This window comes from Eikenella sp. HMSC071B05 (assembly GCF_001811325.1).
GTDB lineage: Bacteria > Pseudomonadota > Gammaproteobacteria > Burkholderiales > Neisseriaceae > Eikenella > Eikenella corrodens.
Genome location: NZ_KV804551.1, coordinates 104,090 through 115,408, shown reverse-complemented (window position 1 = coordinate 115,408; position 11,319 = coordinate 104,090). Strand labels below are relative to the sequence as shown.

The following is an 11,319-nucleotide window of genomic DNA, read 5'->3' as shown; positions in this document are numbered from 1 at the left end:
TACGATCCCTCCAACGACCCCAAAAACTGCTGCAGTACCCCGCCTTGGGAAGGCTTCAGGCTGAACACCAGTCCGTCGGGGCAACGCTTCTGCAGCGCGGATTTCGATTTGGTTTATCAAGAAAACCCGCGCCTTTCCCCCGCCGAACGCCGCCGCGAGCGCGCCGAGCTGGAGCGGCTGCAATTCAGGCAAGTTACCGACAGCAAAGGCGCATCCCGCTATGCCCGCACGATTCGGGTGTGTGGCCGGCTCTACGCCCGCCCGAGCGGTATGAAAGACGACTACCGTTTTGAAACACCGATACCCGTTACCATCAGTACCACAATAACCACAACCAAACCCGTTTCATCCATATCTGCGGGAGGAGTTGGCCGCGCACTCGCCACCCCATTCACCGCCGCCCTCGATATCGTTACCCTACCCGTCAGCCTGCCTTTACTCTGGCTCGGTACAGGGATGCAAGAGCGCATGAAATTGTTTTAAGCGCAGACAAAAGGGAGGAATGCCGCTTGGCAGCCCTCCCTTTTTTCAGGTAGCCTTCTGCCATTGCATGATGGCTACCTGAAAAGAGGTTTCGGCATTGCTAATCCACCGCTGAGCTTCTGCAAAGCGAAAACATCAAACCAACCATTCCCGAATCCATCTTCACTGATGCGCAACCCGCCTGCCCTACTCATCATCCGCCCCGCCAATCGCATTCCCGCCGATGCTGCCCTATGCCGGCGCACCGGCTGGCAATCCGTGCCCTTCCCGCTCATCCATATCCGGCCCGAAGCAAACGTGCTGGCCGGATTGCCCACACAGTTGCAGCAAGCTTCGGCTGCCGTTTGGATAAGCCCCACCGCCGTGGAAACCGCCCTGCCGATGCTTTCAGGTAGCCTCCTTCACAGCCTACCGCAACCGCAAATCGCCGTAGGCAGCGGCACGGCCAAAGCCTTGCAGCAAGCCGGTTTTGCCCGTATCGTTGCGCCCGATAGCGGCCACGACAGCGAAGCCGTGCTTGCCCTGCCGCTATGGCGGCGCCTGAATCCTGGTGCATCCGTGGTGATTATCCGCGGGCGGGAAGGCCGCAACACCCTACCCGATACCTTATGCCGGTGCGGTTTTCAGGTAGCCTGTGCGGATATTTACCAACGCCAGCCGCTCACGCCCGATTGGGCGCTGTTTGCCGCCGCACAGCCCGCCGCCGTTTGGATTACTTCCGCCGAACAAGTGCGCCTGCTGTTTGCCGCGGCACCTGCAAGCCTAACCCAGCAGCTGCAATCCTTGCTATACTTCGCCCATCATCCGCGCATTGCCGAGGCACTGAGCCAAGCCGGCGCGGCACGCATCCGCCTGCTCAGTTCGGCTGCAGAGCTGGAAAACGCTTTAATTGCCGAACGGCAACGCCTCACTCAGGCTACCTGAAAATTGAAATGCCAATGTGCGCAAACGCTGCACCGGCTTTCAGGTAGCCTCACAACCGATTGAATAATATGAAAGGAATAGCATGAGCCAACCGGAAAACGAATCCGTACCCGCCCCCCAGCCTCCCGCTCCCGCCCCGGCCAGCCCTGTTGCGCCGGTGGTTGTTAAATCCGGCGGCAAAGGCTTAGGTGCGTTTGCCCTCGTGCTGGCCGTGCTCGGCTTGGGTGCCAGCGGCTTTTTGTTTGTGCAGGGGCAAAACCTGCTCAAATACCAGGAAATCCAGTTCGATCAAAAAATCAATCAGGCTGCCTTGGGCGAATCGCAAAATGCCGCCCTCTTGGCCGATGCCGGCCGCAAGCTGCAAGACAACGAAGCTGTAATCAAGCAGCTGCAAAGCGATATGCAAACCCAGCAGGCTGAAGCCGCTGCCAACAACCGCGCCCTGCAAGAGCTGTTGAAAACCCGTAGCGACTGGGTGGTGGACGAAGCTGAAGCCGCGCTCAATCTGGCCGGCCAGCAGCTGGTGATTGCCGACAACGTGCCCGCCGCCGTGGCCGTGCTCGAAGGGCTGGATGCCCGTTTGGCGCGTTTCGAGCAGCCGCAGCTGCTGCCTTTGAAACAGGCCGTTAGCGCCGACTTGGCCAAACTGCGCCAGCGCCCCTTCACCGACACCGCCAACGCCGCGCTGCGCTTGAGCCGCCTGGAAGCCGCCGTGGGCGCACTGCCGCTCTTGGCCGATTCCAGCCTGCGCCCGCCGCAAGCCGCCGCGCCCGCTGCTGTCTCGCCGAATGATCCGTGGTGGCGCCAAGCTTGGAACCGCACTCTCGGCGGCCTCAAAGGTATGGTGGAAATCCGCCGCCTCAATAGCACCGATGCACTCCTGATGTCGCCCGAACAGGCGTTTTATGTGCGCGAAAACCTGCGCCTGCACCTGCTTTCTGCCCGAGTGGCTCTGATGCAACGCCAAAACGACATCTACCAAAACGACCTGGCCGCCTCGGAAAACGCCGTGCGCCAATACTTTGACGCCGCCACCCCTGCCGCCCAATCCTGGCTGCGCGAAATTGCCCAGCTCAAGGCCATCCAGCCGGGTAGCGGCAACGTGGGCGACAGTCTCTCCGCCAGCCTGAAAGCCATCGCCGACTACCGCCAGCAGCGCCAAGGCGAAATGCTCGGCCAGCCTGAAGCCGCTTCCGAAGCCGCTGCTTCTCAGCCTGCCGCGCCCATTTCCGTGCCCGCGCCGGCCAGCCAACCCACACCGGCAGCCTCCGCCCCCGTACTTCCGGCGCCGGCTCAGGCTTCCGCCGCTCACAAGGGGATTGAATCATGAAAGGCCTGATTTGGATTATCGTGCTGTTTGCCGCCGCCGTCGGCCTTACCATTGTTGCGCAGCATTACAGCGGCAACGTGTATATCGTTATCGATCAAACCCAAACTCAGATTGCGGTCAACCTGCATTTGTTTGTGGGCGCCATGCTTGTGTTCGTGGTGCTGCTTTATCTGCTGCTGCGTCTGATTAACGGCATCATCAATATCCCCGGCCGCGTGCGCCGTTTCGGCCGCAGCCGCCAGGCTCATCATGCCGAAACCGCGCTCAACAAAGCCGGCCTCGCCTACTTCGAAGGCAAATTCCAACACGCCGAGCAAGAAGCCGCCAAAGTGCTGGAAAACAAAGAAGCCGGCCACAACCGTACCCTCGCCCTGATGCTCGCCGTACACAGCGCCGACCAAATGGGCGACGATGCCAAGCGTGAAGGCTACCTGAAAGAAATCGCCCAGCTGCCGCACAAAGCCCAGCTCTCGCGCCACCTGCTCGAAGCCGAATCCGCACTCAACCGGCAGGATTATCCCGCCGCCGAGGCCGCCCTGGCTGCCGCTGCCGCCATCAATCCCAAGCTCACCCGCCTGGTGCGCCTGCAGCTGCGCTATATGTTCGAGCAAAACAACCCCCTAGAAGTGCTCGACCGCGTCGCCAAGCTGGAAAAAGCTTCCGCCCTCAACGCCGCCGAAGCCGCCCAATACCGCGAGTGGGCCTGGCGCGAGCTCCTCGCCCTCGCCACCGACTATCCCGCGCTCAAAGCCTGCCTCGGCCGCATTCCCAAAGAAATGCAGGAAGGCGAACTCTGCGCCCCGATTGCCGAAAAAATGCTGCAAATCGGCCAGTATCCCCGCGTGGTGAAATGGGTGAAAACCCACTATCCCAAACACCGCAATGCCCAGCTCCTGCCACCCATGATTGAAGCCGCCCGCTACCTCAGCCCGCGCGAACAGCAGAAAATTATGGATACCGTGGAAGGCTGGCTGCACGACGCCCCGCAAGACGCCGCCCTACTGCTGCACCTCGGCCAAATGGCCTACGCCAAACAACTGTGGGGCAAAGCCCAAGGCTACCTCGAAGCCAGCCTGCAAGCCCAAGCCACCCCGCAGGCACGCTTGGTGCTGGCCAAAGTGTTTGACGAAATGGACAAACCCGAGCAGGCCGAGCAGCAACGCCAGCTGGTGCTGACTGAAATCACTCCGGAAGACGACGAAACCGCTGCCGAATAGGGGCATACGGTAAAAAGGCTACCTGAAACAAGCTGCGCCGAAATTGCAAAGCTCGTTTCAGGTAGCCTTATTAGTTTGTGTTTAGTTCGCTATACCTATTGGTGTCAACCTGCCCTGTCGCTGCTAACCGAAAAATCTCCTTTACCACCAGATTGCAAACTATCCCAACCCAACTTTATATTTACCCAAACCAAAGGCTACCTGAAAGCCCAAAACTTTCAGGTAGCCTTTTTCCATTCCAGCCGCGCTATTCCACCGTTACCGATTTAGCCAGATTGCGCGGTTTGTCCACATCCGTGCCGCGCACCAAGGCGGCGTGGTAGGCCAGAAGCTGCACTGGGATGGTGTGCACAATCGGCGAGAGCACGCCCACGTGGCGCGGGGTACGGATGATGTGCACATTGGTGCTGGGCTGGAAGTTGCTGTCCAAATCGGTAAACACAAACAGCTCACCGCCGCGCGCGCCCACTTCCTGCATATTGGCCTTCACTTTATCCAGCAGGCTGTCGTTCGGCGCAATCACCACCACGGGCATATTTGCATCTACCAGCGCCAAGGGGCCGTGTTTGAGCTCGCCGGCGGGGTAGGCTTCGGCGTGGATATAAGTGATTTCTTTGAGTTTCAGTGCGCCTTCCAAGGCCACGGGGTAGTGGATGCCGCGCCCTAAAAACAGGGCGCTGTTTTTCTCGGCGAATTTGTGCGCCCAGGCGGCAATCTGCGGCTCGAGGTTGAGCGCGTGTTGGATGCTGCCGGGCAGCTGGCGCAATTCTTCCATATAAGACTGCGCCTGCTGCTCGGAAACATGGCCGTGCATTTTGCCCAGGGTAACCGCCAGCCCGAACAGCACCACCAGCTGGGTGGTAAAGGCCTTGGTGGAGGCCACGCCGATTTCTACGCCGGCACGGGTGTAAAGCACCAGTTCGCTCTCGCGCGGCAGGGCGGATTCCATCACGTTGCACACAGACAAGCTGTGCTTCTGCCCCAGCGATTGCGCGTATTTCAAGGCTTCCATGGTATCCAGCGTTTCGCCGGATTGGGATACGGTAATCACCAATTGGTCGGGGCTGGCAATCACGTCGCGGTAGCGGTATTCGCTGGCGATTTCCACATCGGTCGGCACTCTGCCGATGGCTTCCAGCCAGTATTTGGCAGTGAGCGCAGCGTAGTAGGAAGTGCCGCAGGCCAAGATTTTGATGCTGCGGATGTGTTCGAACACTTCCCGCGCTTTGGCACCGAAGTTTTCCGGCTCGAAGCCGCCGCTGAGGAATACTTCTGCAGTATCGGCAATCGCCTTGGGCTGCTCGTGAATTTCCTTCTGCATGAAGTGGCTGTAAGGTCCCAGCTCCAACGAGGTGAGCGACAGCTCGGACACGCGCACTTCGCGTTTGGCCTCCTGCCCGCTGCGGTCGACAAGGCGGCGGATGCCTTCGCTGCCCAATTCGGCAATGTCGCCGTCTTGCAGATACACGATGCGGCGCGTGAAGGCCACCACGGCAGAAACGTCTGATGCGGCAAAGGTTTCACCCTCGCCCAGAGCCACCAAGAGCGGGCAGCCCATGCGTGCCACCACCAATTCTGCCGGTTTATCCTGCGCCATCACGGCAATCGCATACGCACCGTGAAAACGCGCACAGGCAGCTTGCACGGCGGCAAACAGCTGGTGCCCGTTGGCGGTGTATTCGTGGTGTACGCTGTGTGCAATCACTTCCGTATCGGTTTGCGATTCAAACACATAGCCCAAGCCTTGCAGGCGGGCGCGCTCTTCCTCGAAATTTTCGATGATGCCGTTGTGCACCACCGCAATCAGGCTACCTGAAATATGCGGATGCGCATTGGGCTCGGTTACGCCGCCGTGCGTAGCCCAGCGGGTGTGGCCGATGCCGATGTGGCCGCACAGGCCGGCAGCCTTAGCCGCGTCTTCCATCAGCTGTACACGGCCCACACGGCGCACGCGCTCAATCGCACCCTGCTCCGTGCCCACCGCAATACCGGAAGAATCATAGCCCCGATACTCCAGCCGCTTCAGGCCGTCGGTAAGAAAATCCACCACATTCTGATTGGCGCGCACCGCGCCCACAATACCGCACATTGCAAAGTCCTTCTCATACTATTTGGTTGCCAGCCGCCGAAGCAGCTAAAAAATCGGGCAGATTATAGCAAACCAGGCCGCCATCCAGGCAGCCCGATTCGCCAATATTGCTTGTTTTAATACGAAGCCGACACCATCTTACCGTTTCTAAAATTCTGCTGATACAAAATATTGCCGTTGATGGCATAAGTGGTGAGCACCCCATTTTGCGGATGGGCGCGGAAATCATACAGACTCTCGCGGGTGAGCAGCATGGCATCGCTGCGCTTCTGCCCGCTCTCGTAAAAATCCTGCACCAAATAACCCCTGCCCTGGCGGCTCAGCAGCTGGCGGTAGTAGCCGCCCTTCACTTCGTTTGGCACAGCCTTGCCCTGCGCATCGAAATACGTGACCACCTGCTCTTCAATAATGCGCAAACCGCCCAAATCCTGCATATTGCTGCCGTTATTCCGGCTACCCACCGGAATACTCAAACCCGTACCCAAGCCCAGATGACGGCCAGCAAAGCCCAAACCCAGCAGCACATTGCTGCCCGAACAGCCGGCCAACAGCGCAACGCAGGCGGCAGCCACAAAATTCCATTTTTTCATCATCATTCCCCCTTAAACCCAATCAAAATCAATGCCCGATTATAACCCGTTTGAATAAACCGATATAATGCTCCTCTTCCCATTTTTCAGGTAGCCTCATCCCATGATCAGCAAGCTCACCGGCAAACTCATCGAAGCCATCCCCCCACAAGTTGTAATCGACGTAAACGGCGTCGCCTACGAAGCCGACGTTTCCATGCAAACCTTCTACACCCTGCCCCCCGTGGGCGAAACCGTCTCGCTCTACACCCAGCTTATCGTGCGCGAAGACGCCCACCTCCTGTTCGGCTTCGGCAGCCACAGCGAACGCAACACCTTCCGCCAGCTCATTAAAGTGAGCGGTATCGGCGCCAAAACCGCGCTCGGCATTCTTTCTGCCATGAATGCCGACGAACTCGCCGCCGCCATTGCCGCCGAAGACATCAAACGCCTCTCCTCCGCCCCCGGCATCGGCAAGAAAACCGCCGAACGCATGGTGCTCGAACTGCGCGGCAAACTCACTACCTCTAGCGGCGTCCAAGCCCAGCTCGCCGCCCAAGCAGACGACAGCAGCGAAGACATCGTCAGCACCCTGCTCGCCCTCGGCTACAACGAAAAAGAAGCCCGCGCCGCCGCCAAAGGCATCCCAGCCGATACCGAAGTGGGCGAAGGCGTGCGCCTAGCCTTGAAAAACCTGCTGAAATAAACAGATAAAGGCTACCTGAAACTGAACCAACCATTTTCAGGTAGCCTCTTAATAGTCAACCAACACAGTCAATACAAAGCGGCAAGCCACAAACAATGCACACATGCAGCAAGCGAGCCAACGCCGTAGCAAAAGTTTAACTTATTGCCATACCCACCCAAAGGCTACCTGAAAGCCCCAGCAAAGGAACCCCACCATGCCCCGTATCGGCCTCTTTGGCGGCACCTTCGACCCCATCCACAACGGCCACCTGCACATCGCCCGCAGCTTTGCCGACGAGCTGGATTTAGAAAGCGTCATCCTCCTGCCCGCCGGCGACCCCTACCACAAAACCACCCCCCGCACCGCCGCCCACCACCGCCTCGCCATGGCCGAAATCGCCGCCCAAGCAGACTCCCGCCTGGCAGTGAGCGACTGCGACATCGTCCGCCAAGACGCCACCTACACCCACGACACCGTGCAAATCTTCCGCCAACACTTCCCTGCCGCCGAACTCTGGCTGCTCATCGGCATGGACAGCCTGCTGCAACTGCACACCTGGCACCGTTGGCAAAACCTCGTGCGCCAATGCCGCATTGCCGCTGCCCCCCGCCCCGGCAGCCGCCTTGCCCAAGCTCCCGCCCCACTGCAAAATTGGCTGGCCGAAGCCCTGCCCCAAGGCCGCCTGCACATCCTGCAAGCCAAGCCGCTGCCCATCAGCTCCAGCCAAATCCGCCAACAGCTCGCCACCGAACACACCAGCCCCGACATCCCCCCCGCCGTGCTCAGCTACATCCGGCAACACCAATTATATTGCCACACCGGCGCATAACTCTTCAGGTAGCCTCTTGCCAAAGCAAAGGCTACCTGAACTTTTTAAGTTTCAGGTAGCCTTTGGGGCAGTAGTTTTGGTAGTGGGTATGATGCGGTCAAACCACAATCATCATCTCATGCCGGATTGTTTGAGCTGTTCGTAGCCGCCACGGTTTTGTACGTTGGTGTAGCCCATGCTTTCCAACACTTGTTTGGCGGTTTCGGCACGGCGGCCGCTGCGGCAGTAGAGGTTGATGGGGGTGTTTTTATTGGGCACGTGGGCGGCAATCTGCTGGCCGATTTGGTCGTGCGGAATATTTTTGGCGTTTTCCAGATGGCCTGCGGCATATTCTTCTGGCGTGCGCACGTCGATCCACACAGCTTCTTGGCGAGCGGGGGCCTGGCGCAGCTGGCTTCGCTGCTGGGCAGACTTGCGGCTGTGCTGGCCGTGAGCAGAAGCAGCAACTGGGAGGGAGGCCAAAAGGGCGATGGCGGCTAGAGAGAGGGTTTTCTTCATGGGGATTTTTCTCTTGATGGTGGAAAGGAGAATTTCAGGTAGCCTTTTATTCATTAAAGGCTACAAAGGCTACCTGAAAATCGGTTTAGGCTTCGCGGGCATCTTCCACGGCTTCGAGGGCACGCAGAGAGTAGGTGTAGGCGGCACCGGCGTTGAGGGAGATGGCGGTGGCGAGTGCACCGGCCACTTCGCTCTCGGTGGCACCGGCTTTCACAGCGGCTTGGGCGTGTACGGCAATGCAGCTTTCGCAGCGGGTGGTAACGGCCACGGCCAGGGCGATGAGTTCGCGGGTTTTGGCATCCAGCGCTTCGGCTGCGGCGGCGCTTTCAAGGGCGGCGTAGCCGGCCAACATTTTGGGATGGCCTTTGCCGAGCTTGGCAAATGATTGTTTAACGTGGGTGGCGTGTTTTTTCCAATCTAAAAACATGGTGTTCTCCTGGCGAATAAACTCAAATAAAATTTGAACGGGCGGCTTTTGCCGAAACCGTTTGATGGGGCGTATGATGGCATAAGTTTTAGTGCAGGGATTGACTGATCGTCTCATTCTTTTGACTGCGATAACTGAAGCAACTATTTTTCCTGCTCAGCGGCAATACAAGCAGCATGGCAAAGAGAGCCAACACAGCATAAAGTAAAGCGTTTTAGCGATATGTTCCCGCCACCGACCAATAAGGAGAAGAGAAATGGATGTGTTAGACAAATTAATTTATCTGGCGCGGCTGCGAGGTCGGATTGATGTGTGCTGCCGGCTGGGCGGCGGGTTTCATTTGGAACACAAAACCGAGCCGGAAACGGCGCGGCTGCATTGGGTGGTGTCGGGCAGCGGTTGGCTGCAGGTAGGCAACGGGCAGGCAGTGGCGTTGAGCACGGGCGATGCGGTGCTGCTGCCCTACGATACGGCGCACAGCATTGCCGACAGTTTGGATGGCTTGGCGCAACCGGCTGGCAAGCCGCAGCTTCATGGAAGCGGCGTGTTGGCGGTGAAAGATTGCGGCGGCAACCGCTTGCAGCTGTTATGCGGCCAATACCGCTATACGCGCCATGCGGCGCTGTGGCTGGGCATGCCGGAATGCCTGCTGCTGCCGCTGCCGGAAATGCGGCAAACGGCATCGATGATGCTGGATGAGGCAGAAAGGCTGCGCTACGGCAGCGGCACGGTGGTGAATGCGCTTTCGCAGGTGATGCTGGTGGCGGTGTTGCGGCGCTATCGGCAGCAGAGCAGTGATCCTTCTTTTTTGTCGCAACTGGAAGACTCGCGCCTCAGCGGGCTGTTGCAGGCGGTGTTGCTCGCACCGCAGGAGGATTGGTCGATTGCGCGGATGGCGGAAATGGCGAAACTTTCGCGGGCACAGCTGATGCGTTTGTTTAAATCGGTAATCGGGGAGAGCCCGCACCGCTTTGTGCTGTCGATCCGACTGCAGCAGGCGGCGGTGCAACTGGCGGCAAGTGCGGATACGATTTTGCGTATTGCGTTGGAAAACGGCTTTGTGTCGGAATCGCATTTCAACCGTGCGTTTAAACAATATTTCGGGCAAACGCCGAAGCAGTACCGCGTACAGCAGTTGGAGGAGGCTGAGAAGGCTGTGGCTTGAGGATAGTGTTTGAATTGATGAAGGCTACCTGAAAAACATGTGTTGTGTCCGCTGGGCTTTCAGGTAGCCTTTTACTGCATATGGCGGTCTCTGGTTTTACCCATCCAAGATAAAAGGCTACCTGAAATCTTCAGGTAGCCTCTGTTTACTCTCTAAGCCGTTCTTCGTATTACTGCTTTTTGAAATCTTTCAACGTGCCATCCACATTAAAATCAGCAGAGTATTTGGCGCGCGGAGTTTCGATGGTGGAAGTAATCCAGCGGCGGGTTTGGTTCGGTACCCACAATTGGAAGCTGGCGAAATCCAGCTGGGTTTCAGTGGCTTCCACTTCCTTGGCTTTCTCGCTCCAAGTTTTGGCGATGGTGGCCACGGTGGCAAACTTGATGTCGTTCAACGGGGTCACGTTGTCTTTCATGTCGCCGCCGCCGGAAATTTGTACCGGTTGCGGTTCGCTCCACTTGCCGTCTTCGTAGGTGTAGTGGTCGATATTATCCGGTTTTTCCGGGTCTTGGATGTCGATTTCAATGCGCGGACGGCTGCTGCCATAGAATTGAACGTTTTGGAATACATTCAATTCCTTGCCAGAGAACTGCGGCAAGGCTTTGAGAGAATCTTCTGCCGCCTGCAGAGCTTGGGCGTTGCTCAGGAAGTTGTCCATAGAAGCGGCTTCCTGTTGGCTGCTGCTTTCAGCCGGCTGGCTGGCTTCCTGGCTTTGTGAAGCTTGTTGCTGCGGCGCCGGAGCCTGTTCTTCACTACCTTTGCCGCCACAGGCGGAAAGGCCGAGTACGGCAGATACACACAGCAACCAAAGTGCTTGTTTAGATTTCATAAAGTCATTCCTTCTTTCAATATTGGTTGAATAAGGCAGCATTGCTGCTGGGCGGTATTGTAAAGAAAACTGCTGTGTTTTTCAAAATCGTAGCCGATAAGGCACGTTCTTCGCCCAACTTCTGGTTTCTCCAAACCGTATACAACTATTGATTTGTTGTTTCTCCACATCCTATCTCTAAACTAATACCTTTTTACTATTGAAAATAATTCTCAAATTAAATAATATAAGAATATTCTTAACGTTTATTTTCATTATATCTGTAAAAAAT

General features: G+C 57.6%; 11 protein-coding genes and 1 pseudogene. 7 read left to right on the top strand and 5 right to left on the bottom strand.

Annotated features, from left to right (window positions below; genetic code table 11):
• From HMPREF2796_RS06715 to HMPREF2796_RS06700, 4 genes and pseudogenes are all read left to right on the top strand, one after another.
• Nucleotides 1–483: pseudogene (locus HMPREF2796_RS06715) on the top strand (hypothetical protein); the annotation flags it as partial.
• A gap of 168 nt (nt 484–651) precedes the next feature.
• A complete protein-coding gene (locus HMPREF2796_RS06710; protein ID WP_070632197.1) occupies nt 652–1,407 on the top strand; it encodes a uroporphyrinogen-III synthase in 756 nt (251 codons plus the stop codon).
• Nucleotides 1,408–1,489: 82 nt separating this feature from the next.
• A complete protein-coding gene (locus HMPREF2796_RS06705; RefSeq protein WP_070632195.1) occupies nt 1,490–2,737 on the top strand; it encodes a uroporphyrinogen-III C-methyltransferase in 1,248 nt (415 codons plus the stop codon).
• The gene (locus HMPREF2796_RS06700; protein WP_070632192.1) at nt 2,734–3,954 is read left to right on the top strand and encodes a heme biosynthesis HemY N-terminal domain-containing protein; all 1,221 of its coding nucleotides are present in this window, start codon (nt 2,734–2,736) and stop codon (nt 3,952–3,954) included. Before HMPREF2796_RS06705 ends, HMPREF2796_RS06700 begins: the two co-directional genes overlap by 4 nt.
• A gap of 247 nt (nt 3,955–4,201) precedes the next feature.
• Here HMPREF2796_RS06700 and glmS read toward each other — a convergent pair whose 3' ends face one another.
• Both glmS and HMPREF2796_RS06690 read right to left on the bottom strand, forming a co-directional pair.
• Nucleotides 4,202–6,043: a glutamine--fructose-6-phosphate transaminase (isomerizing) gene (gene glmS, locus HMPREF2796_RS06695; RefSeq protein WP_070632189.1), complete on the bottom strand. Its 1,842-nt coding sequence runs from the start codon at nt 6,041–6,043 to the stop codon at nt 4,202–4,204.
• Between the two features lie 116 nt (nt 6,044–6,159).
• Nucleotides 6,160–6,639, bottom strand: a complete 480-nt coding sequence (locus tag HMPREF2796_RS06690; protein WP_083308668.1) for a NemA protein — start codon at nt 6,637–6,639, stop codon at nt 6,160–6,162.
• Nucleotides 6,640–6,736: 97 nt separating this feature from the next.
• Here HMPREF2796_RS06690 and ruvA point away from each other — a divergent pair, with 97 nt between their 5' ends.
• Together ruvA and nadD are read left to right on the top strand one after the other, a co-directional pair.
• Nucleotides 6,737–7,318: a Holliday junction branch migration protein RuvA gene (ruvA, locus tag HMPREF2796_RS06685; RefSeq protein WP_064084163.1), complete on the top strand. Its 582-nt coding sequence runs from the start codon at nt 6,737–6,739 to the stop codon at nt 7,316–7,318.
• 196 nt (nt 7,319–7,514) lie between these two features.
• Complete coding sequence (gene nadD, locus HMPREF2796_RS06680; protein WP_070632185.1) at nt 7,515–8,129, top strand: nicotinate (nicotinamide) nucleotide adenylyltransferase; 615 nt, start codon at nt 7,515–7,517, stop codon at nt 8,127–8,129.
• A gap of 111 nt (nt 8,130–8,240) precedes the next feature.
• Here the strand turns inward: nadD and HMPREF2796_RS06675 are convergent, their stop codons facing one another.
• Both HMPREF2796_RS06675 and HMPREF2796_RS06670 read right to left on the bottom strand, forming a co-directional pair.
• The gene (locus HMPREF2796_RS06675) at nt 8,241–8,627 is read right to left on the bottom strand and encodes a rhodanese-like domain-containing protein (RefSeq protein WP_070632182.1); all 387 of its coding nucleotides are present in this window, start codon (nt 8,625–8,627) and stop codon (nt 8,241–8,243) included.
• 85 nt (nt 8,628–8,712) lie between these two features.
• Complete coding sequence (locus HMPREF2796_RS06670; RefSeq protein WP_003821994.1) at nt 8,713–9,054, bottom strand: carboxymuconolactone decarboxylase family protein; 342 nt, start codon at nt 9,052–9,054, stop codon at nt 8,713–8,715.
• A 256-nt stretch (nt 9,055–9,310) separates the two neighbouring features.
• Between HMPREF2796_RS06670 and HMPREF2796_RS06665 the strand changes: the two genes are divergently transcribed.
• On the top strand, nt 9,311–10,219 hold the full coding sequence (locus HMPREF2796_RS06665; RefSeq protein ID WP_070632179.1) for an AraC family transcriptional regulator: 909 nt from the start codon (nt 9,311–9,313) through the stop codon (nt 10,217–10,219).
• Between the two features lie 169 nt (nt 10,220–10,388).
• Here the strand turns inward: HMPREF2796_RS06665 and HMPREF2796_RS06660 are convergent, their stop codons facing one another.
• Nucleotides 10,389–11,048: a hypothetical protein gene (locus tag HMPREF2796_RS06660; RefSeq protein ID WP_070632176.1), complete on the bottom strand. Its 660-nt coding sequence runs from the start codon at nt 11,046–11,048 to the stop codon at nt 10,389–10,391.
• Between the last annotated feature and the right edge of the window lie 271 nt (nt 11,049–11,319).